This window comes from Mesorhizobium sp. M2A.F.Ca.ET.043.05.1.1 (assembly GCF_003952445.1).
Taxonomy (GTDB): domain Bacteria; phylum Pseudomonadota; class Alphaproteobacteria; order Rhizobiales; family Rhizobiaceae; genus Mesorhizobium.
The window spans coordinates 6,668,785-6,691,441 of the sequence record NZ_CP034446.1 but is presented as its reverse complement, the minus strand read 5'-3'; the positions used below and the strand labels follow the sequence as shown (position 1 = coordinate 6,691,441).

Below are 22,657 nucleotides of genomic sequence, written 5' to 3'. Positions count from 1 at the left end.
CTACGCCCTATCTGGAGGAAAAAATATGGCACGTAAGAATCTTCTTGCAGGCCTGGTAGAAGCGGAGATCGACGACCGGGCGTCATCAGCCTCCGCTGCGGCATATCCGATCCGCGGCGCGTCAAAATCGATGATCCGCTCAGTCAACGAGTTGGCAAAGCAAGCGGATGCGTATCTTGAGGGCGAGCATGTCGTCGAACTCGACCCAAGCGCAGTCGATGGCTCGTTCGTTTCCGACCGCATGGGCGGCGACGAGGAACAATATCAAGAGCTGCTGGAAGCGATTAGGGAGAGAGGGCAGGATTCTCCCATACTTGTCCGTCCGCATCCGAGCTCAGACGGTCGCTACATGATCGTCTTCGGCCATCGCAGGGTCCGAGTCGCCCGCGAACTGGGACGGAAGGTGAGGGCGGTCGTAAAGGAGATCGACGACAAGACCCATGTAATTGCCCAGGGTCAGGAGAATTCCGCTCGGGCAAACCTCAGTTTCATCGAGAAGGCGATGTTCGCAAAGCGCCTTGAGGATTTGGGGTACGACAGAGATGTGATCTCGTCAGCATTGGCCTCGAACGCCGCTGCGGTCTCGAAGATGGTATCGGTTGTCACCAGAATTCCGGCATCTGTGATCGGTAAGATTGGATCAGCTACGTCTGTAGGCCGCGAGCGGTGGGTTGAGCTGTCTCTGCTCGCCGGCAAGAAATCCGAAGTCGTTAATGCAATCTTGTCCGAACCAGAATTCGGTGAGCTGGAGAGCAACGAACGCTTCGAAAGGTTGCTAGCAGCCTTGAATGCGAAGGGGAAGCCGGTTCGCAAGGTAGCCGTGAAGTCCCAAGCACAGTCCTGGGTCACCGAGGACAAATCAGTCAGCGTCAGCGTCAAGAAGGCAGGCAAGGCCATCACGATCGCCGTGAAGGAGATGGACGGCAGCCGCTTTGGGACGTGGATTTCCGATAATCTGGGCAACCTTTATGAGGCGTTCAGAAAGTCGGAGAAGACATCAATAGGAGACTGAAACCGCAAAAGAAAAAGGCCCCCGAACGTCACCGTCGCGGAAGCCCTTCTCGTCTGTCGCAAGCTGAGAATCGCATTTCCCCGAATCACTGTCAAGAGTCGTGGCGCCGTTTTGGCGAGCAGATTTCTTTTGCCTAATCGAGGGTGAAAGAAAATGGAAACGGGTATTGCAACGACGCCCTTTGGGCGGCGGCCAATGTCGCTTGCCATGCTGGCAGCGCAAAACGAGTCACGTGAGATCCCCAAGGGCAGGGTCGTCGACAAGTGGCAGATCTACCGCAACCTCTGCGAAGGCAAGAGCATCGTCGGCATCGGCGATCGTGCCCTGGCGGTCCTGAATGCGCTGCTATCTTTCTATCCTGACAGTGAGTTGAGTGAGGAGAACGGACTGATCGTCTTTCCCTCGAACGCTCAGCTGTCGCTCAGGGCGCACGGGATGCCCGATGCCACGCTCAGGCGGCACCTGGCAGCTCTTGTGGACTGCGGGCTGATCATCCGTCGGGATAGCCCGAACGGCAAGCGTTACGCCCGCAAGGGCAGAGGAGGGGAGATAGAGGAAGCATTTGGCTTCTCCCTGGCGCCGCTGCTGGCCCGGGCCTACGAATTCGAAGCGGCAGCCGAACGCATTCGCGCCGACACCAGGGCGCTCAGGCTTATGCGGGAGCGGATCACCTTGCACCGCCGTGACATCCACAAGCTGATCGAGGCGGCGCTTGAGGAAGATGTCCCGGGCGACTGGGGAGGCCTGTGGAAGCGTTTCCGCAGCGTTGTGGGGGCAATTCCGCGCCGGGCCTGCATTGCCGAGCTCGAACCAATCGTAGCCGATCTGGCCGCATTACACGACGAAGTGGACAAGCTGCTGGAAATTCATATGAATTTCATGAATCCGAGCGGCAATGACTCTCAAAACGAGCGGCAGCAATCTGATTCAAATACCGACTCTATTTTTGAATTTGAACCTGCTTTAGAGAAAAGCGGGGCGACGGCCGAGCCCAGGACGAGGACCGCGGAGCCCCCAAAAACCTATCCGCTGGGGCTTGTGCTGAAGGCCTGCCCCGAAATTGTGGACTACGCCGTCGCCGGTATCGGTAATTGGCGCGATTTCATGATTACCGTCGCCCAGGTGCGGAGCTACCTTGGCGTCTCGCCGTCAGCGTATGAGGAGGCCTGCCATGCGATGGGCCAGGAAACCGCCGCGATCGTGATTGCCTGCATCCTGCAACGCGCTCAGCACATCAATTCCGCCGGCGGATACCTGCGTGTGCTGACTGACAAGGCCAGGGCAGGGGCGTTTTCGGTCGGACCGATGCTGATGGCGGCGCTGAAGGCGAACGGCGCCACGGCGAGGATGGCGGGGTGAGCACGGGGACGGTCTCAAGGGTCTCGGTATGAAGCTGAAGGACCGGCATCGCGGCGCGAACGGCACTGGCGGAACTCCGCTTGTCCGGACCTTTTCCAAAGGCGGTCCTGCTCAATTCGATCCGGCGCCTCGACGCGCTTATTACCGATCTGCCGGGTGGGATCCGGGGTTCGATTTTCCGCGGTCAGTTGCCTCGGGATCATTGTGGACTTTGTGCCGGGCACTGCCTTCGGGCTCGACATCTCCGTGCAGCGTAAGGGCGGGAGCTTGTTGCACCGTGCGTTCCGCGCAAAACGGCATGCGCGCGCCGCGAGCGACCTGCACCATCATCCGGATCTATATGATCACCCGCGCCGCCCGGCCGAGCGTCCGCTCCGCGTCATTGTAATAGTTCGAAGCCTGCTGGACCGAGTGGTGCTGCGACTGCTGCATGGCTTCCGGCAGCGGAATGCCGCGGCGGGCGGTTTCGGTGAGGTAGCCCGAGCGCAGGCCATGCGCGGAAAAGGCCTGCGGGTCGAGGCCTGCCTCAGCGATGCGGCGCTTCAGGATCAGGTTCACCGCCTGCGGCGTCAGGGCGCGTTTTTCGAGATTGCCCCAACGGTCGATGCCGCGAAACACGGCGCCTTCGCTGATGTTCGCACGCTCCAGCCACTCCCGCAGGACCCGCACCGGACGGCCGACCAGCAACACGAAGGCGTCGCTGTCGGCTTGTGTCGTCTTGGTCCGGCCGAGCCGGATCGACATGCAGGGCAGCTTTTCGCCGTCGAGGTCCTTGGGGTCGAGCGGCACCGGATCCTGTTCGACCAGCTGTTCGAGACGCAGCGCCGAAATTTCGCTGCGACGCCGGCCGCCGGAGGCGAATGCGGTGATGAGGATCGCGCGGTCCCTGACGTCGACAAGACGGTCGCCGGCACAGGCCTTGAGCAGCACGGTCAAAATGTCGGCGGTCACGGCTTTCTTGCTCTTGCGGCCGCGCGGTCGGGCGCTGGCGCGCACGGCAAGCTTTACGGCGCTCTGCAGCCCCAGAGCGTTGAAGTTTCCTTTCAGGCCACGCCATTTGGTTAACGTCGACCAGCTCGACAGCCGCCTGCGAACCGTGCTGGGCGCGTGGGGACCGTCGACTCGCAACAGTTTGGCCGACTTCAACGCCGCGGTCACGTCTTCCGGCATACCGTGCGAAACGTCGGTTTCGCGCCTGGCTCGATCCCATAGATGATGCGCGACGAATTTTAGCAACAGCGCTTCCGGCGCCGGCCAGGGCAGAGGCTCGCCCGTGGACGCTTGGCACCAAGCCTCGAGGTAGCCAAGGTCGGAAGCCAGCGCCCGCAGCGAATTATCGCCGATGCCTTCTTTTGCGAGATGACGCAACGTGGCGATGTCGTCGTCGGTGAGCAATTCGGCCAGGAAATCACGCCGATCGAAGGGCAGCACCGAATCCAGCGCGTCGAGCGCCTCCGCACGGCGCAGCTTTTGGTCGGGTACGGGTTTTGGCAGGCGAAGATCCATGACGGCGGCTCAGAACAGATATTTTTTGTCTGCCCAGGCGAGCAGCACGGCGGCGTCTCGATCGGGCAAACGCACCCGTCCTTGGCGCAGGCCTTCAGCGATCGCATCGCCGACGTCCGGATCGACCCAGTGTCCGTGCGTCATCAGAAAGAACCAGGCGAAGGGCAGGCCCACCTCGGCGTCGATCGCCTCGGTCCGCTCCATCAGGCGGTGAACCGAAATGCCGTCTTCCAACGCCAGCTTCCCGGCCGGCATTTTGAGCGGCCGCGGGATAAAACCGATCTCGCGCCGGCCACGATCTTCGAAATCGTGGATGTCGAAGGCCCAATGGTCAAAAATGCGGTCGGCGCAAGCGCTCGACCGCTGCCAGTCGGCAAAAAAGCGGTTTTCGCGCGGCACAAAATCGAACAAGTCCGGATTGGCGTCGAGGAACGGAGTATCCCGCATGCTGTCGGAGCCGACCTCGCGGATGACACGGTTTTCCAGCTCGGTTCGGCGCGCCTCCCGCTGTTCGCGTTCGATGCGCGCCTGGCGCGCTAGAAAACTGCGCATGTGAACGATGCCGCCGCCAGCGCGGCCGCGCAGCCGGTAGATGGGCCCGGCAAGCACGGGCGCGACCGCATCAGGCTCGCGCCGCACCCAGGACGGGTCCAAAAGATCGTCGGCGCTATAAGGGCGATAATCGGGATCGACCACCGGTCCGGCCAAAACCTCGATCTCGCGGCCGAGCGAGAGCTGGACAAAATCGGCGACGCCGAGGCCGGTGGGCGCGAAGGCGAAGACGCTGGCGCCGCGCCATTCGGTGAACCGGAGGTCGCCGCTTCGGTGTCGGTTCCAGAAGGCAGTGAGGTCGCCGCTCAGGTCGGCCAGCTCGCGCTCGACCCAGGCGCGATGGTCGCCAATGCGCGTGCCACCGGGGGACAAAACGGTGCGGGCGTCGCCGCGCCAGTAAAAATCGTCGATCGAGGCTGCGGTGAAATCAAAACCGGGAAAGGCGTTGGCAAGAGCAGCGGCGAGCTCGGCGTCGGCCGACACCGGCTCGAGGCTTTTCAGGACGGCTTGGACGGAAGCGGTATCGGGCAGGCGGATCGGCTCTGCGGTCATAGTGGCGTCCCTTGCGCGCGAGGTCGTCCACGCAAGCGGGACGAACCAATCCACTGAACCAGGCAGACGACCAGCGCCGAAACCCTACGGTTCCAGGCCTGTCCAGCGATCCAGGGTGAGGATTTACGCTGTTTGCGGGCTGAGATCAATCACTATCGATAAGCGGTCATTATCGATAGTGATAAGTTCGCCGATGAAACCCACCTACAAGTCAAGTTAAATGGCAGATAGCTGGACTATCGCGAATCAGCTATCGTGAAATCAATGACTTACGACGTCGCCAAGCTGCCTCTGGAAACCCTGGTCGGGCCGGTTGCCCGCGCCACCGAGCTGTTGGCGCGTCTCGACGAGCGGCTGTTCCGCTCTCCCATCCGTGAGGGCTGGATCGAGCGGCAGAATTTTGCTGACGCAACCGCTGCACTTTGGCTCGAGGGCGAGCTCGTCCACCTCGAGGACCTCGTTCTGCACGACGCGCATATGGATGTCCGCGCGCCGACCCACGAACTCACCCGCGCGCATGCCGTCTTGCGCGCCAGACGGCAAATTATTTCCCGCACTGCGGACTGGGCGCTCAGCCGCGAGGGCCTTCGCCAGCTCACCGGCCGCGGCGGGGTGGGACCGGCAGAAGGAGGCCGGGAAGGGGAGGGGAGTTTTGTGCCAGCGCTTGGCGCTGACGAGCCGACCGCCATGGACGAGCCGGATCCCTTGGCTCAAGAGTTGGCGGCGATCGATGCCGTGCTGGAACGGTCGACCAAGGTGTTGGAAGGTGGAACCGCAGCGCCACGCAAGGAGGCGGCGCCAAAAGTCGATCGTCCAGCTCTGGTCTACGATCTTGACTGGGACGAAGATGCCCGGCTGGCCGAGTGGCAGGGTGTGCTCGGCGAAACGCGCCAACTGCCGGTGATCCTGCGCGCGGCGGTTCTCTTCGACACATGGTCCAGCATCGACGTGCTGCAGCATGCGTCCTGGCTGGGGCCGTTGCTGGTTTCGGCACTCCTGAGGCAGGAAGGGCTCGCCGGCTGCCACCTCGCCTCACTGCATCTCGGCGCCAAAAATATCCCAAGAGAGCGCCGTCGGGCCCGCAATCGCGACGACCGACTATTGGCCTGCATCGACGCCGTACACGAGGCCGCGCTGGCGGGATTGAAGGAGCATGATCGCCTGGTGTTGGCAAAAAGCCAGATGGAACGGCGGCTGCGTGAGCGCCGCGCCAGCTCGAAATTGCCGGATCTGGTCGAACTCGTCATGTCGCGTCCGCTCGTCTCCACGGGCATGATCCAAGACCGTCTAAAAGTCTCGAAGCAGGGTGCGCTCAACCTTGTCAGCGAACTCGGCCTGCGCGAGATGACGGGCAGGGGAAGATTTCGGGCGTGGGGGATCGTCTGACCACGTTTCATCGTCCGTGTTAGTCGTCTAGGAAAGAGTTGGGTCGTTTTGGTTTTCGAACACGTCGGGTATGGGGACAAAGTTGAAAAATAAGGCAAAATTCGTGGATGGCCGGCAGCGACTGCTGCTAAATTAGGCGAGCGAATCATTACTTCGTTTACAACTTTGCCGAATCTTGGGGGCGGCGCGTGTCAGAAACGCCATCTATACATGCGTGGATCAGGTTTATCAGAAACTATGGACCGATCCCCACCAACGACAATATGTATGACGAGACAATTCAGCGTGCGCTGCGTCGTCACAAAATTCGGCCGATTACACTCCCCGCGCCACTTCGCGACGAGCTCGTTGAAAATTTTCGCGGCGCCTCTCCAGGGTCCTACATCATAACGGGTACAGCGGGTGATGGAAAAACATATCATTGCCGAGAGGTCTGGATCGAGCTCGGCGGCGATGCGAACCTCTGGAATCAGGGCGACAAGGTTCAGCGTCTGGCTCTTGGCGACGGCCGCTCACTTGTCGTCGTCAAAGATTTGAGCGAACTGCGCGACGACGAAAGTGCGTCGCTTATCGCCGATTTCTCGGCCGACATCGCGAACCCAGCCGCCGCAACATCCTATCTGCTTGCCGCCAATCACGGGCAACTCCTCGAGAAATTCAAATCCGCGCCGAAGACGCCTGAGATCGAACGGGCAAGCCAGGTCGTGGAAGACCTCTTGGTAACGGGCGTGACGAGCGATGCCGGAATTCGTCTCGAGCTGAGAGACCTCAGCCGATCCCCGGCGGCTCAGATGATAACGGCCATCATCGAGGCGATAACCAAGCATGAAGGTTGGGAGGGGTGCGACGCCTGTTCCGCACGCAGCGACGGCGCTATCTGTCCCATCTTCGAAAATCGCCGACGGCTGATGGGCATCGGCCAAGATGATCCCTTCAAGACGCGACTAGCGGCGGTCATTGAACTCAGCGAGCGCAACGGGAGCCATTTTCCGGTACGTCAGCTCCTGGCCTTGATCGCCAACAGCATCCTCGGCCATCCTGACGCCCGGGACGGCTTGATGACATGCGCCGACGTGCCTGCGCTGCAGGATGCCGGGCAGCTCGATCTTGCGAGCATCTACCGCAACATTTTTGGCGAAAACTTGAAGCCGAGCAGGGCGGAGAAGACAGAACTTTTCCGCAAGCTCAACGCGTTCGGGATCGGCGCGGAAACGAGCAATCGGGTTGACAATCTGCTCGTCTATGGCGCCGACGATCCGGCCTATAAGGCCGACTACGATGAACTTGTCGTCTCGGATCCTGTGTACGGAGCGACAGCCGCCTTCGCCAGCGCTCAACGCACCTACCTCGAGGGCGCGGATCTCAATGAACGCACCGCTTTCCTTGGAGCGCTTCGCGCACAACGGCAACGCCTGTTCTTTACGATGCCGGAGTCCAGGATCGACGAGTACGATCTCTGGGATCTCAGCGTGTTTCGTTATGCGGGCCTCTACATCGAAACGGCGCATAAAATCTCAGCCGGACAGGCCGCGCCTCGGCAGGCGGTTAGCATGATCGTCCGAGGGCTCAATCGTATCTTCACGGGGATGTTGGTTCAGAACCAGGATGAGCTCGTGCTTGCGACGTCCGGCAGCTTTTCGCAGTCGAAGCGCAGTCCGTTGCTCGATGAAATCATCTCGGTGCCCCGCGCGAGCGGCGAAGAGGTCAGCATTGTCCCAGACAAAGCCGGCCGAAACTTCGGAGTCTCGGTCAAGCTGGTGCGCGGTGGCGAAATTCCTCCCGTGTTCCTGGCATTGTCGCCGACCAGGTTTGAGTTTCTCGGGCGCGTCGCTGAGGGTGCCCTGCCCAGCAGCTTTTCGCTTGAGTGCCACGAAGATCTACTCGCCTTCAAAGCGCGGCTGCTGCGGGAGACCGAAAACCGCCGCAAGCTCGATGGTGACGATGTGACGGCAGACGGAGAACTCGTTCTGCGGTTTATCGACATCAATTCCGATGGCCGCGCTCAGCCGCGACGCGTGAACGTGCGAGTATGACAATGGAATTTCTTGATCGCCCGACCCAGTTCGAAGAACGCACCGGCCCTGCCTATTGGATCGATGAAGCAATCTGGGGACACCGCCTTCATGACGAGCAATCACCATGGCTGACATTTCTCGAGTTTCTGACGGTGCTCCTGTCGGAGCACCGTGAAGGGCGAGCACTGAGCGAGCAAACCTATAACAGCCTCTCATACAAGCCGCAGCTTCAGCTCCGCCTGCGCAACCTAGTGTTCAACAATCCCCATGTGATGACTGTTCGCGCCGAAGCCGAGTCGGACGACGCGGCATGGTCACTTTGGCTCGATAAGATGGCGGAAACCGCAGGTGGCATCGACAAGCCTGATTTCAGGTACCTTCGCGATCGCTTCGAAACGTTCGATGATTTCGCGGCCGTCTTGAACTTCCTCCAAGGCTCAGCAATCGAAGGGTCAAGCAACAAGCGGTGGAGTTCGAAGTTCGTCTTCCCGTTTGGGCCTCATTCTCTGTTCGAAGACGTCAACGTCAAACCGAACGGCAGCGTCTCGAACGATCGACGGTTCTTCGCCCGCACCGGCGAGATCCTCTACCTCATGTTAAGCAGGAGCAAGCACGCACACGAGCTTCGCCTATTGCTGACGTCACGTTTTCTGGACCAACCGGCGCCCTATGATACGATGGCGCGCGCGCTCCAGGGAGATATCCAGCTCGCCAAGGCAGGGCGCGGGGGTGCTTATCTGCCGTGTTCGCAGCATCCTGTTTTCGATCGCATGGCGGAAGATTGGCTTTCAATCTTAAAGTTGCCCATTCCAGGCCATGACGCAATTCCGCACCTTGTGACCATTGCCGGCCTCAACCTGCTTCTTTATCAACTCGATCGGGCAAGAGAGCTGCTTGATCATTCTCCTGTCGAACTCGTTTGTGAAATCGTCTCGCCAAAAAAGTCCGTTGTGCGGGATCTCTCGGCCGACACCTATCAACACAACAACATGCTGCCGCAACTGGCGATCGAGCGTTTTATCATGCGCATTGCCGAGACGCCGGCCTGGACGGCGGCCGTTGCATCTGACGAACCCGTCTTGAGGGTCAGTGACCTGATGCAGCGCGAGTTCGGATGGCCAGACGGGGACGAAGACGAGACTGTCGGTGATCCAAAGCAACTGCTTGACGAACTGCTCAGAAAGGCCACCACCCGTCACAAACAGCACGTAGGCAAGATTCATGCGACATGGTCGCGGGCAATCGGATTGTCGTCACGTCGATCGAGCCGGCGCGTCCGCTACGCACCAACCGATCGCTTGTTGAAGACCCTCGTCGTGACCTGCGTGGATAACAGGCTTGAATTCAAAGACTTCCTGGCCCGCTTACATCAGCGCTACGGGATCATCATTGGGGATGCGCAGGCACGATCGTTTGTCGATGCCGGGACTGCAGATCAGGAAGACTTTTCGGACAATGCGCATCGCCTTGAAGAGCGATTGGCAAGCCTGGGCCTTCTCAGACGCCTGTCGGACAGCTGCGCCTACGTCGAAAACCCATTCCAGAGAGCGACAACCGAGTGAACCCCTCTGATCTCATTGGCGCCGCCGGCGCGACATCCATCCGTTTGCGTCTTGACGCGCTCTCGCCGGAAGATGGCATAGCGCGATATCTTCTCGATCGTTTGACCGGCGAGCAGGTCGCTGCGATCACGCGGGCCTTGCTCACGGATACGAAAGCCACCGAACTTCTGAACATTGCGTTGCCGCGCAGCCTGGTTTCACCCTTCGGACTTCCGGATAGCGTCATGACGGACGAGCGGATGGTGGCGATCCGGCACGCCGACTACAACCGTCCCGCACTTCTATTCGCCAACACGGATGAAGACCAAGGTGCCTCCCTCGGCGATGTAACCCTGATTGGCGCGAAACAGCTGACGGAAGAGCCGGGACCTTGGGTCGAGGCCGCCGCCGTCGGCCTTGGTCTGAGCGAGAGCCAGATCGCGACCTGGATGGCTGCGTTGAAGGGGCTGACAGCGGCCGATGACTGGACGCTCCACCAGATTGCAACCTATGTCGCCATGACCCGAATGCGTATCGAAACCGATGCGGTGCCGGTCACGGATGCCCTCGGGTGGGCATTGCCGGCCTTGCGCCTGCCGCGCGACAGCGGTTACTTTCTGGGGCTTGGCGAACGCGATCGCGAAGTCCCGCGTCGATGGAAAAAGCTGTTCGAAAAGCTCGTCGCCGAGCGCAAACCTTTGATGGTCAAGCAGCGTCCCAATCGCCAGCTCATCGAAAATGAAGAGCTGAGAGAGCAATTCGCGGAGGTGCGGGACGATATACCGGCGGAGGTCCATCCTGCCATCGATGCTTTCATTGAGGCCGCACCGGGCTGGGGCTTAGAAGCAGAAGCGCTCAGCCTCTTCGAATGGGAGGCTGAGAGCGTTCTTCAGCTGTTTTCCGGGATCAAGCTGAAGAAAACATCGCTCGCCCAAGAGACAATCAATTTCTTCGAGTTCACGTTTCCCGACCGTCTGAGCCCAGGCGACAACGAATACCTCCGCGTTCTCAAAGGCCGATCGCTGAAGGAGACGCGTGAGGACGATCGCGAATTTTTCGAGGCTCATCGGGATGATCTGGCGCAAGACAAGGCTCTCAAGGTCAAGTGGGAGCGCTTCGTCTTCGGCCGCCCGATCGAATGCACCGATTTCCTCGAAGGCCTGCTGCGTGTCATCGAACGTCTCTTTGGCCAAGTGAACCTCGGAGGCGGGTTGCGCACGCTGAGCATTAAGTCAGCCAGGCGATCGCGTAACCAATGGCTCGACCTCAATGCTGACGTTGGCCTGTATTTCGGCCTGCGCTACAGAGGATTACCGGCGCTGTTAGGAGCAGCCGTCGAATGGGACGTGCCCCATCTCTTTAGCTACGAAGAATTGCTCGATCGGGCGAAAGCACGGCAAAAAAAATACCGGCGAAATGAATCGACGGCACGAAGTGCCTTGCAGATCAAATTCGATGTGGCGCTAACGGCTGGACGGGAAAGGGCAACCGTTCAGCTCGTATGGACCGGCCAGCCAGCAGCAATCGGTTTGGAACTGCCGAAAGATCTCGGCCGGCTCATCAAGCGCCCGTTCGGACGCAGCAGCGTTGCGCGTCTCTCGGTTAGTCGAAAGGGCGCCCTCCAGTCGGTATCTCTCAAAGATACGGGAACGCTGCAACCAGCCTTCGGGCAGGATGCCGGAACGCTCATCCCGCGCACGAGCACCGCCATCGACCTTGTGAAGCTCTTCCTAAAACTCTTGAAGGAGGCAAAGGAGGCAGGCCGGATCACCCAGGCGGGCGTTGACGATATTGCTGCGGCGTGGAAGCGATTCGCCACCATGTATACCGCCGCACTTACATCCCTGCAGTCGTCCGGGTACGCGTCTGCCACCCTCATCGCGCAGGCTGACGCTTACGGCGCCCTGCTGAACAGCTTGGCTAAGAATGCCATAGGTGATCTTAACCGCCGTGATATTTGGGAGCCTGTGCTGCGGATCGGGACGATCGAAGTACTCGGGAGCGCGCCGTCAGCCATTGTCGCGCCTTGGCATCCACTGCGCCTGGCTGGCGTCGCGGCTAAGATGCGATCGGTGGCAGGCCTGGCCGACTATCTCTTGTCGGATGTCGAAGTGAACTTCGGCGACTCGCGTCTATTTTTCGGCGATCTCCGCGACGAACTCAGCCATCCGCTCTATCCTGAAGTGGCCGTCGGCTATGACAGCAGCGAACCTGTCCTCCTCACGGAAACAAGCACAGTCAACGACTACAGCTTGGTCGAGCGGCCGGTCCGAGATCCGTCTGAGGCGACCACGGACGTTGACCCATCAGAGGCCGCAAGACAGATCCGCGCTCTGCTCGAACGCTATCTCGACCTGCAGCCGCACGAGCGGTCGAATCTCAGCATCATGCTCTACAATTGCGATGCGGCCGGCTTGCCGCTCGCAACCGTGAGCGCGCTAAGTTCGGTGCAGGACCAGGAGGAAGTCCATTGTAATGTGCTGGTCCGCCATCGCGACCGGGCTCGCTTGTCTGGAGTCTATACCGAGCTGCTTGAACGATCGGAAAACGATCCGGATGCGGTTGTGGTCAGCGAGACATCGCGGAACTTCATGTCCAAGCTGCGTATCGGCGTCATGCTCGACGTCGCGGGCGGATCAAAGTCGGGCGGAGCACGCGAGATAGACGTGGCGTTCCTGCACGACGTTGTGTCCCGTCAATCGCGCGAACAGTGGTTTCCGGTTCCGACTTTGCAAGATAATCCTTCGTTGCTGGAACACGTACCGGCCCGCTGGTCGTACCGCCGGGTCACCGCCGAAGACGAACTCAAGGCGACGAGCTACCTGACGTGCCCACGTCAGCCAGACGTGGGCTGGGCCTATATCGACGCCGTCGCGAACGTTGTTCGGCGCCAGTCGCACGGACCAGACGAGCACTATCTGCCGGCCCGCCAGATCTCGTTTCAGGATGGTGGCCTGAAGGGATGTTCGACGAGGTGCATAAATTGGCGGAGTGGGTCGCCACTTACGACGATCTTCTCGACAAGCGGCAGCTTGCTGCCCAAGGGATCAACGTGATCCGGTATCGTCGCCAACGTACCCACGGCCGCAACATGGTCGTATCGTCGACATCGGAGCTACGGATACTTCACGTGCTGGTCAAGCGGCGGCTTGCCGAACTCTCCTTGGGTCTTGACGACGACCGGCTTGCAGGTCTCGCGCGGCGAATGATCGAAGACGCCAATGCCATATCGGGCGACATCGTTTGCGGGCAGCCAAACGGGGCGTCTCGGCCGGCGAGCTGATCGGTTTGGTGCTGAGCCGGGCCCTGGTCGAAGAGGAGCTTGGTGAGCGCGCAGCCGTTGCCTGGTTCCTCCTCGATGATTACGCGGAATGGCTTGGGCAAAAGGAAGAGGGTATCGCAGACATCCTTGGCATCAGCCTCTCGACAGGCGAGGATGGTCTTCCGAAGCTCAGGGCAATCGTCACCGAAGCGAAGTACGTCGACCAATCCGGTTTGGCGGAGGCGAGCCGCAAGTCACGCAGCCAGTTGCGACAGACCGTTGCCCGTATCGATGACGCCCTGTTTGGCGATCCCGGACGCCTCGATCGCGACCTCTGGCTTTCCAGGATTTCCGATCTGCTGCTGGACGGCACGGCGGCACTGGGGCAGGCAAACCTTCTCGAACGCGTTCGCGACGGCATTCGCCGCGGTGCCGTTCCGATCGATTTGCGCGGTTACTCGCATATTTTCGTTTCCGGCCCCGCGACGGACGGCAGTTCGCCGGGAGAGCAAGATGAGTTGCCGGAAATCCAGATGGGCCTTCAGGAAACCTTCACGCGCGAGGGCCTTCGCAAACTGATCAAGGCTTACGAGGCCAAACAGAGCCTAACCGAACTTCGCGCCCAGCTCGGCGAAAAGCACACGTGGAACTCGGTCAGCTATCGTCATCCGGCGCCTCGGGTGGATTGGACCAAGGCCATCAAAGAAGAGCATTCGATTGCTGCAATCGAACAGCCCATTAGCCACGACTATGATCAGGATGACGACGAGGGCGATCCCGAAGGCGGAATCGTTATCGAGGCCGTGGAACCGGGCACAAACGGTAATCGATCGGTCGCCGCGAGCGGCGATAGCGGCGGCCTGTCTAGCGGGGAAACCATGCCCGCCTCAGTCTCGGCCCAAACCAAGGGCGAAAACCCGACAACCATCTCAACGCCGTCTCTGACGAACACCCAACCGGGTGCCCCAGCGTTGCCGAGTGGCGACACGACTGCTCCGACGCCCGACACATCCTCTCGCGCCGGCGTCGACATCGGCATTGCCGCCCTGATCGAAGCTCGCGCACAGAAAGCGCGCGAAAACTCGGCGGACGAACGGGAATGGTTGGACAGCACGGCACAAAAGCTGCGCTCCGCCCTGCTCGGCTACAATCTCCAGGCCAAGATCGTCGGCACGCGCCTAACGCCAAACGCCGCGCTGATCCGTTTCATGGGGTCGGATCGTCTGCGCGTTCAAGACATCGAAGCGAAACAATCATCGCTTCTGACGACGCATGGGCTTAGGCTGATCTCGATTTCGCCATTGCCGGGCGAGATCGTCGTCGGCGTAGCGCGGCCGCAGCGACAGGTCGTTTCGCTTTGGGATGTTTGGGGCCGACGGGAAATCAATCGCAATGCCGCGGGCGTGAACACGTCCTTCGTGCTCGGCCTAAAGGAACTCGACGGCGAAATCCTCTATCTCAACCTTGGTGGCCCATTCGCCGGCGGGCAACAGCATGAGCCGCACACGCTTGTCGCGGGCGCAACCGGGTCGGGGAAATCCGTGCTGATCCAAGCGCTCCTCCTCGACATCGCTGCGACGAACTCCAGTGATCTGGCGCACATCCACCTGATCGATCCGAAGATGGGTGTCGACTATGCGGCAATCGAGCGGCTGCCGCATCTGCAGGGCGGGGTGATTGTCGACCAAGCGCGGGCGGTCGAGGTCATGGAAGGTCTCGTCACGGAGATGGAGCACCGCTATGAGCTGTTCCGGTCCAAGGGGGCTCGAGACATTCGAGCGTTCAATTTTAAGGTCGAGCGTTCCGAGCGGCTGCCATATGTCTTCCTGGTCCATGACGAGTTTGCGGAATGGATGCTGACGGAAGATTACAAGTCCGCCGTGACATCCAACGTTTCGCGCTTGGGCGTGAAGGCACGCGCCGCCGGCATGTATCTGATCTTCGCGGCGCAACGACCCGATGCGAATGTCATGCCAATGCAGCTACGCGACAACCTTGGTAACAGATTGATCCTGAAGGTTGCGAGTGTTGGAACATCCGAGATCACTCTCGGCGTAAAGGGAGCGGAACAGCTTTTGGGCCTCGGTCACCTTGCGGCAAGGCTAAGCGGCGAGCCAGCAATCATATATGCTCAGGCGCCGTTCCTGTCCGATGAGGATATAGAAGCGGCAGTCGGTGCAATATCAAACTCAGATAGCGCGACGAGCCGATTAACCGATTAAATAAAGGAGACAGAGGGTGGGAACGTGGAACTCAAGTCCGCATCCAATCTCGGACCTAAGGGATTGGAACTCTCTTGGGCGCCTTGAATTGCGGCCTTCCTTTCAGCGGAAGGAAGTTTGGAATCCGGCCGCGCGCATTATGCTTATCGACACCATTCTGAGGCAGGTTCCAATGCCGAAGATGTTTCTTTGGAACGAGGTTCGAAACGAGCACACGCACAGGCAGGTAATTGACGGCCAGCAACGAATCTCAGCAATTTTAGCGTTTTTAAGAGACGAATTCGCTTTAGATGAACCCTACTCGGGGGAATTCTTTGGCAAAAAATTTAGTGAACTTCCGAAAGATGTAAAAGATGGCATTCTACTATACAAGATCGACTACAATGAGGCCACAGGGTTTACCGAGGAGGAAGTAAGGGAGGTATACTCCCGCGTGAACAAGTATTCAATGCCATTGAATAGGCAAGAGTTGCGCCGAGCGGACTTTCCCGGGAGATTCCTTGACCTATCGACGGACCTCTCCATAAACGAATTCCTCGACGCCTCAAGGGTGTTTACCGTCGGCCAGCGAAGGCGAATGGGCGACGTAGAATTCGTGTCCGAGATACTTTCTGGTATGCTTGAGGGGCCGCAAGACAAGAAGGGCGATCTGGACTATTTTTATTCAAGATATGCGGAATGGAAGCCTGAAGAAGAAGCCAAGGTTAAAGAAGCGTTCTTAGCGGTCATACACGACCTAGAAAGCATTTTCGCCGCTGAAAAGTTGCCGTTAGCCAAGACACGTTTTCGGCAGAAGTCGGATTTTTATTCGCTCTTCCTGACGATATATGAATTTCAGAATGCCGGAGATAGCTTGACAGGCAAGGATCTCGAACCACTCAGGGGAGATCTACGAATACTTGACACGAATATCGCGCCCGAGTCTGAAATCGATATCTTGAGCGAGTATGCGATAAAGTGTGTATCGCAGGCCAATAGCGTGTCGAGCCGGTCTTGGCGAAAGAACTTTCTCATGGATGTCTTACAGGGAACTTATCGTGGTAGAAAACCAGACGGCGCCATCCGATCAAAGTTCGAGTCCATCGCCCTCCAGCTGGAAAAAGGCGGCGCCCAAGGCAAGCTTTTTGAAAAGTGCATTGGATGCGGCGAGCCACTGCACACGCATACCGCCGACGGACGGGAATTAGACTGGCCGCTGGATACTCAAGTGTTCCAAATCTCAAACGCTTGTTGGCGGATGCACGGATGCGGGGCGAGGGCCTGAATGGCGTTACTATTCTTTGGCCGCGGCGAAAATTTAGGGAAAGAAACGATTGTTATTCCGGATGAGCTGCGAACGCCGTTCGGAAAGACCTATGAGGTTGGCGAGAGAATCGCTGCTGGTGGAAATGGTGTTGTACATCGGTGTACCGATCTTGGGGATGGTACCGAGTATGCCGTCAAGTTTCTTCTCGATCTACGTACGCATCGGCGCAAGCGGTTCGATCGAGAAAAGACCCTACTTCAGGGTATCCGACATGACCATCTAATCGCATATCAAGATGCAGGGGACATAGATGGTGAGCAGCGGAGGGCGCGTTCATCTCAGCTGATAAAGGATATCCCATTTATTGTCATGATGTTAGCCAATGAACCCCTCTCAGCACTTGTAAAACGGGCTCCTGTTCCGAATGAGATTTTTCTGGCTCAGTTCCGCGGACTCGCACACGGTCTCGGCGAGCTTCATAGAAGGGCTGTCCATCGTGATATCAAGCCGGACAACATTCTGGTGATGGGAGATCGCTGGGTGCTCAGCGACTACGGCTTATGTGACATGTTGGATCTGCCGGTTGAAGAAAGAATGACCCCCGACTGGGAAATCGTCGGTCCGCGGTTTTGGATGTCTCCAGAAGCAAATAACCGTAGCATTGGTAGAGATGACCATATCAACGCGGCATCCGATGTATTTCAGCTGGCATCGGTATTCTGGTTTGTGGTCAACCGTAGTCATCCCACAGGGGTTCTCTCTAAAGAGGACTGGAAGGGACCAGAAACACTGTTCGATCCGATATTCAAGGCACTTCATCACAGCGCTTCCATACGGCCCGCCAACGGCGAGGCTTTCGCGGCCCAGATTGATGAAGCAATTCTAGGGTAATCGATCGCCCCCGATGATCATTTGTGGCAAACAACGCAACTGCCAGCCCCTTCGTCAAGGCCGTACACGTCGTCGATTGTTTCAGTGGTCTTTCCCGACAAGGGATTGATCCGCCGGCCACGCCGCAGCCGCTCCCGGCGTTTCTCGTAATCTGACTTGATCTGTTCGACCCGTTCGGGCGAGATCAGATCCGTCAGGGTTTCCCCTTGGCTCCACGTGAACGGAGAGCCGTCTCGTAGCGCGGTCTTTTCATAATCCACGGCCTCGGCGAAGCGATCTGGATGATGTTCGGCGAGCCGAACCCATTCGATCTTCTGCTGGTAGAAGCAGAATGTGCACCCGGAGCGGGAACGCCATTGATAGTAGGCCGGCTCACCGACGTCTGACTGCTCGAGTATCTCTATGACCCCGGTACGATCGACTCCTGCTTCACGAAGCGGAAGATGGACCCGCATGTTGGGGTGTGTGGCTTGATAGCCCTCGCGGCTTGGCTCATCGGCGCGGATAGCGACGTAGGAGTGGATGATCGTCCCGGTTTCCAGATCCTTTTGCAGCCAATGCTCCATCGGCCGGAGTTTCAGCTGTCGCGTGCACCAGCGGGTGCGGGGGGAGGGGAGAAAATTACCGTACTCGTCCAACCAGAAATCAAAGTCGCGATCGGGGTTAAGCCGCTGGATGCGCCGACCCAGGAAGCCTTCGAGCTTATCAAGGAAGCTATAGACCTCAGGCAGTTCCTTACCGGTGTCCGTGAAGAAATACTCGATCGGCAGCTCTGGATGATGCTGCCGCATGTAAACTGCGAGCGCGGCGCTGTCGCGCCCGCCTGAAAGACCGAGGATATGACGTTCCTCACTCATTGCCTGCCAACCTCATCTTCGCCATCTGCCGCCGTCATCGCGACTGCACGCGCCAGCGCGGCAAGCTGCAGCCGTCCACTCTTGTTTTCTGATCTGAGCGAAGCCACCAGGCGATCAGCGATGCTTGCTGCGGCTACCTTTTCGGTTTCGCTCAATTCGAAGCTGCGCATCAATGGCGGCGTCTTCGGGTCCAGGCCGACGACAAGTGCAAGGGCCTCGGTTTGGGAGCGCCGATCTCGCACGATCGCCAAAGCCTCCAGCTCCCGGAAACGGCGCCCGTATCGCGCAATTTCCGTCAATGCTTCCTGCCGGTCTCTGTCCGACCAGTTCCGGGCGGGGCGATGCAACAAAACGCTGACCGTGCTCTCGATGTCGCCTTTTTCAAGCTCCATCGCTGCGACGCGATCTGCAAAGGCATCGAAATTGTAATCGTTGGTCAGGCCTTTAAGCAGGGATGCGCGTTCAGCAATTCCTGCGAAACTCACGGCATCGATGCCGAGCGCCTTTCCAAGTGCCAGACGCAACTCCTCAAGAAGCGTCGGATAGCTCGCTTCGGCTACTTGAAGGGCATGATAGATGGTCTCCGGAGCGAGCTCGTCACCGAGAGCTGCCGGAAGATCGTCAAACAAGAGACGCTCGGGATCGTCTGCCTTCATCACGATTCCGCGGATTTTCACGGCCAGCGGATCAAGATTGGTGGTGCGCTTCGCGAACTGGGAGAGTTCTTCAAAACGCTGAAAAAGAGCTGCGGCGACGGGCAATGACGCCCCGTGATGGTCGACGCCGAGTAGCTGCGCGAGGCCACTGAGAAACGCGGTTTCGCGCACGGACCGGTCAATCCGCCTCAAACGGAAGATACCAGGCTTCTGTAGAAGCTTGTCAACGACCACGTCATTGATTGCTGTTTGATAGACCCCGTCGACATAGACGGCGACGCTCTCGCGCTTGGCAAGTATGTAGCCAAGCGCCAATACGGGCATCACTCCGGCTTTGATGCCATAGGGCGGCCGAGCCCACTCCGCATAGACAGCATCGAGAGGCTTTTCGCCCGCATGGTCGATTACTTCCCACGCAGGGCGGAGCGATGCTCCCTCTTGGCTATCGTCCGGGTCCGAAAAGCCAAACACGCCGGCCTTGATCTCTTTGTGCAGTCCGAACGGTCGAAGCAAGGTAAGATAGAGGCCGAGCTCTGCTGGATACTGGGTCATCCCCAGCTGCTCATCTCCATGCGAGTTGACCATTGCATGAGCCAGCTCGCGCAAAGCCGCCATCGAGTTCGATGATGGTTTGTCGCGTTGGAGCAACTCGCTTTTGATAATCGGCGCCTTCGAGAAACCGGCGTCGGCGAGTGCACTTGCAACGACCGTTAGCGGTGCGCGAATGGTTTGGCTCGGTTGAGGCGCCAGGTACCAGCTTGCGTTCTCAAATGCCGTCTCGAGCGCCCGATGAAGCTGATCGATGCAGTGGGATTGTCTCGCCGCAATCTCCCGCCTTGCTATTCTGTCGCCCTCCAGCTGCGGGTGCTCACGGAAAACCCGTTCGACCGCCAACAACTCTGCGGCCGTTGACCGGAGAGCAAAGCTGTCATTTGCGCCGCCTACGGCGATTACATGCTTCTCCGCCGCCAGCGCCTTGGCCGCTTTCTGCGCCAGCTGATTGACTGATTTCGCCGTCAAAGAACCGTCGCCGAGAAGCAATAGCAAAAGGCCGCTGCCATGAAGAGGGCGGGCCAAAATGCCGCTCGTCAACGACTCGATGGTGTCGTCCGGGCCGACAACCTGCAGCGCTATCTCAAAAGTCCTTAGCGCCCCTTTCTGGAAATAATGCCGTTTGGCCGTGGCAAAGCCCAGGCCGACCCGGCGCGGAATGTCTGCGAGCTCAAGTGAACCCGGCGGTTGGATAGCGCGGGTGATGGCTTCCTCAAGATCGAAGTCGCTGCCGGCAAACAGTGCATATCCGCCAAGGCGCGGCTGCCGGATCAGAATAGCCCAATCGACGAGATCTTTGATCGCTCCGCTGATCGCTTTCATCCCAAAGCCGGGTACCGACGCGCTCAAAAAGTCGTCTGCGAGCACGACACCGGACCCGTTGCGGAAAAACTCGATGATCGCGGCCGCTTTCGTCAGAGCGACATGCAGACTAGTTCCTTTGACGCCGGCCCGCTCGATCGCTTCGAATGCGAGGCTGAGGCGACTGCCGTCGACACCCGCGGTAAGGGCCATTCCGAAGTTAGCAGCAAGATAATCCCAGAGCATGGCGGGGTCGTAGGTCCCGCCCTCAAGTTCGGTCGTCTCCAGAAACTCCTTGAAGCCGGAGGGCTCAGCCGAACTCAAGAAGCCAAAGACGCTCCGTTCATTTTGGGCAAACCGCGCTCTGGAGATCGGTCCGAGCAGAAGCGCGCTCACCGGGTTGAGAGGCCACGTCTGCGCAAGCGCTTCCGCCAGCACATCAACGTCTGTCGGACGGCGTTTGGCGACCGCTTCAGCAACAGTGCGGGCGCCGGACGCGTCGTCATCAGGGCACTCAGCGGCAATGGCCCGGCCGAGCAGTGCAACTGTTTCGTCCGCGCCCGAAAGGAACGCAATGTCCTGATAGCGGCCTTGAACCTTACGCCATTCCTGGCGCGCATCGCGCGCTGCACGCGCGGTGTACTGGTCGAACGACTGGTGGAGAATGCCAATCACGACCAAACGGCCGCTGCTGCGCGAGGCATGCTCGGCGAGGTCCTGAAGCAGATGCACGTCGCCGCCTTCGAGCGCCTCGTGTTCAAGAAGCTTGCCGAGTTCGTCGAGAATTAGGAGGGTTCCGCTCGATGCGCCTTCGCCGCCCCCGATCAAAGCCTTGATTAGCCGATCATCGCTTGCTGCGAACTGTGACGCGCTATCCTCAGACCAACCAAGCGCGTTGCGTGCGGCTTCAACGATTGCGTCCCGGAGCCGTGTCCGGCTTCCGGTAACGGCGACGACGTTCCAGGGGCCGCGAGTTTCCGGGAAAGCCTGGGCGAACAGGGTCGAAAGAGGCTCCCCCGCAATGTCTCGAGCAATTTTCCGGTTCTTCTTCGTGCCGGCCACGAGGTTTGCAAGCAGCAAGGCAGCACTCGACTTGCCGCCGCCATAAGGACCGGTCCAAGTGTAAGCGCCTTGATGGTGGTCCCGCTGGCTCTCACCAAGGGTACGCAGGGCTTTCGCGACGCTTGCTTGCAAAACGTATCCGACCAATGGCGGCGTGCCGTTCAGGTCCGCATCGAGCCGGGCCGATCGCGCGAAACGGCGATCAATGGAAACTATACTGGCAAGCTTGCTCATGCTGCGATCTGACGGTCGGGTTTGCGTGGGTAGGCGAGAGAAAGAACCGTCGTCGGATCGAACTCGGACGTGCGTTGAATCTGGCGAAGACCGGCCGTGTCGACCCATTGCCAAGCACCCGCGGTCAGATCGTCGAGCCGCATCAGTCGGGAAACCACGCTGTCTTCGTCGAGCTTGAAAACGCGTCCCGGCGAGCCTGCTCCATAACAGATCTGTTCAGCCGTCAATGTCGTCGCACCGCCGGATCGTTCCCAGAACTGACCAAGCGCGTAAGCGAAAACGGCGTCATGGAGGCCCGGCTTCGGACCGCGAACGAACTCGTACCAGCCGCCAAGCCGAGCTTCTCGGACCAATGCAAGCTCGGCTAACAGAGGCTCTGCTGCATCTTCATTGAGAGTATCCGCGCGCCGCACATAGCTGCGCAAGAAAACCTCGATATCGCGCTTAAGTGTTCCGCGCGTTGCCCGCCATCCATTGCTCTCGACCAAGGCCATGAGCTGGTCGAGCAACATGGCTGGATCAAACTCGATCGCGTTGAGCAAATTAAACGCGTAGTAGGCAGTTGTTGTCATCCAAGGCGTGCTGGCCATATGCCAATGAGCGAGCCAAATCGTCGCTGGTTGCTCGAGGTACGGATCGAGGCCCTCATCGGAGAGAATGGCGCGACCAAGCCCGGTTGGCGCAATCATGCGATCAACTTCGGCGAAGAAGCCCGAAGCCAGCGCCCAATAGCGCATCGACACGGCCATATTGCGCCCGACGCCGAAACGGGTTATTGCATCTTGTTCCTGAAATGTTCTGGACTCGGCGCCGTCGCCGATTGCATCAAAAGCCTTCTTCAACCATAGCAGCCGAAGCGGGAACGTTTCGTGTCCCGCAAACTGCCCCTCGAATCGATCTTTATCGTCGCGCGTCCCATGAAAGGGACCCTACTGGTGAAGGTCTCCAGTT

General features: G+C 59.2%; 13 protein-coding genes and 1 pseudogene. 9 read left to right on the top strand and 5 right to left on the bottom strand.

Going from position 1 to position 22,657, the window contains the following annotated elements; genetic code table 11:
• The first annotated feature begins 25 nt into the window (after window positions 1-25).
• The gene (gene repB / locus EJ069_RS32325) at window positions 26-1,012 is read left to right on the top strand and encodes a plasmid partitioning protein RepB (RefSeq protein WP_126064569.1); all 987 of its coding nucleotides are present in this window, start codon (window positions 26-28) and stop codon (window positions 1,010-1,012) included.
• A gap of 153 nt (window positions 1,013-1,165) precedes the next feature.
• Complete coding sequence (gene repC, locus EJ069_RS32320) at window positions 1,166-2,371, top strand: plasmid replication protein RepC (protein ID WP_126064568.1); 1,206 nt, start codon at window positions 1,166-1,168, stop codon at window positions 2,369-2,371.
• A gap of 336 nt (window positions 2,372-2,707) precedes the next feature.
• On the opposite strand, the gene EJ069_RS32315 is transcribed toward repC, so the two are convergent.
• On the bottom strand, window positions 2,708-3,877 hold the full coding sequence (locus EJ069_RS32315) for a tyrosine-type recombinase/integrase (protein WP_126064567.1): 1,170 nt from the start codon (window positions 3,875-3,877) through the stop codon (window positions 2,708-2,710).
• Window positions 3,878-3,886: 9 nt separating this feature from the next.
• The gene (locus EJ069_RS32310; protein ID WP_126064566.1) at window positions 3,887-4,981 is read right to left on the bottom strand and encodes a hypothetical protein; all 1,095 of its coding nucleotides are present in this window, start codon (window positions 4,979-4,981) and stop codon (window positions 3,887-3,889) included.
• A gap of 264 nt (window positions 4,982-5,245) precedes the next feature.
• Between EJ069_RS32310 and EJ069_RS32305 the strand changes: the two genes are divergently transcribed.
• From EJ069_RS32305 to EJ069_RS32270, 7 genes are all read left to right on the top strand, one after another.
• Window positions 5,246-6,367, top strand: a complete 1,122-nt coding sequence (locus EJ069_RS32305; RefSeq protein ID WP_126064565.1) for an RHE_PE00001 family protein — start codon at window positions 5,246-5,248, stop codon at window positions 6,365-6,367.
• 263 nt (window positions 6,368-6,630) lie between these two features.
• A complete protein-coding gene (locus EJ069_RS32300; protein WP_126064564.1) occupies window positions 6,631-8,400 on the top strand; it encodes a hypothetical protein in 1,770 nt (589 codons plus the stop codon).
• Window positions 8,401-8,402: 2 nt separating this feature from the next.
• Entirely contained in the window at window positions 8,403-9,944 is a 1,542-nt protein-coding gene (locus EJ069_RS32295) for a hypothetical protein (protein WP_126064563.1), read from the top strand.
• On the top strand, window positions 9,941-12,979 hold the full coding sequence (locus tag EJ069_RS32290; RefSeq protein WP_126064562.1) for a hypothetical protein: 3,039 nt from the start codon (window positions 9,941-9,943) through the stop codon (window positions 12,977-12,979). The genes EJ069_RS32295 and EJ069_RS32290 overlap by 4 nt, the downstream gene beginning before the upstream one ends.
• A 187-nt stretch (window positions 12,980-13,166) precedes the next feature.
• Window positions 13,167-15,407, top strand: a complete 2,241-nt coding sequence (locus tag EJ069_RS32280) for a DNA translocase FtsK (RefSeq protein WP_210211319.1) — start codon at window positions 13,167-13,169, stop codon at window positions 15,405-15,407.
• A gap of 16 nt (window positions 15,408-15,423) precedes the next feature.
• Window positions 15,424-16,671, top strand: a complete 1,248-nt coding sequence (locus EJ069_RS32275) for a DUF262 domain-containing protein (RefSeq protein WP_126064560.1) — start codon at window positions 15,424-15,426, stop codon at window positions 16,669-16,671.
• Window positions 16,672-17,544 carry a protein kinase gene (locus EJ069_RS32270; protein ID WP_126064559.1) on the top strand — a complete coding sequence of 291 codons (873 nt, stop codon included), beginning with the start codon at window positions 16,672-16,674 and terminating at the stop codon, window positions 17,542-17,544.
• Window positions 17,545-17,561: 17 nt separating this feature from the next.
• Here the strand turns inward: EJ069_RS32270 and EJ069_RS32265 are convergent, their stop codons facing one another.
• From EJ069_RS32265 to EJ069_RS32255, 3 genes and pseudogenes are all read right to left on the bottom strand, one after another.
• Window positions 17,562-18,401: a phosphoadenosine phosphosulfate reductase family protein gene (locus tag EJ069_RS32265; protein WP_126064558.1), complete on the bottom strand. Its 840-nt coding sequence runs from the start codon at window positions 18,399-18,401 to the stop codon at window positions 17,562-17,564.
• A complete protein-coding gene (locus EJ069_RS32260) occupies window positions 18,398-21,706 on the bottom strand; it encodes an ATP-binding protein (RefSeq protein WP_126064557.1) in 3,309 nt (1,102 codons plus the stop codon). The genes EJ069_RS32265 and EJ069_RS32260 overlap by 4 nt, the downstream gene beginning before the upstream one ends.
• Window positions 21,703-22,575, bottom strand: a pseudogene (locus EJ069_RS32255) (DUF4007 family protein); the annotation flags it as partial. The pseudogene EJ069_RS32255 and the gene EJ069_RS32260, both read right to left, overlap by 4 nt.
• Between the last annotated feature and the right edge of the window lie 82 nt (window positions 22,576-22,657).

What these genes read in the sequence shown, in the direction of transcription:
- repB (WP_126064569.1), top strand. Translation starts at nt 26, where the DNA reads ATGGCACGTAAGAATCTTCTTGCAGGCCTGGTAGAAGCGGAGATCGAC.
- repC (WP_126064568.1), top strand. Translation starts at nt 1,166, where the DNA reads ATGGAAACGGGTATTGCAACGACGCCCTTTGGGCGGCGGCCAATGTCG.
- EJ069_RS32315 (WP_126064567.1), bottom strand. Translation starts at nt 3,877, where the DNA reads ATGGATCTTCGCCTGCCAAAACCCGTACCCGACCAAAAGCTGCGCCGT.
- EJ069_RS32310 (WP_126064566.1), bottom strand. Translation starts at nt 4,981, where the DNA reads ATGACCGCAGAGCCGATCCGCCTGCCCGATACCGCTTCCGTCCAAGCC.
- EJ069_RS32305 (WP_126064565.1), top strand. Translation starts at nt 5,246, where the DNA reads ATGACTTACGACGTCGCCAAGCTGCCTCTGGAAACCCTGGTCGGGCCG.
- EJ069_RS32300 (WP_126064564.1), top strand. Translation starts at nt 6,631, where the DNA reads ATGTATGACGAGACAATTCAGCGTGCGCTGCGTCGTCACAAAATTCGG.
- EJ069_RS32295 (WP_126064563.1), top strand. Translation starts at nt 8,403, where the DNA reads ATGGAATTTCTTGATCGCCCGACCCAGTTCGAAGAACGCACCGGCCCT.
- EJ069_RS32270 (WP_126064559.1), top strand. Translation starts at nt 16,672, where the DNA reads ATGGCGTTACTATTCTTTGGCCGCGGCGAAAATTTAGGGAAAGAAACG.
- EJ069_RS32265 (WP_126064558.1), bottom strand. Translation starts at nt 18,401, where the DNA reads ATGAGTGAGGAACGTCATATCCTCGGTCTTTCAGGCGGGCGCGACAGC.
- EJ069_RS32260 (WP_126064557.1), bottom strand. Translation starts at nt 21,706, where the DNA reads ATGAGCAAGCTTGCCAGTATAGTTTCCATTGATCGCCGTTTCGCGCGA.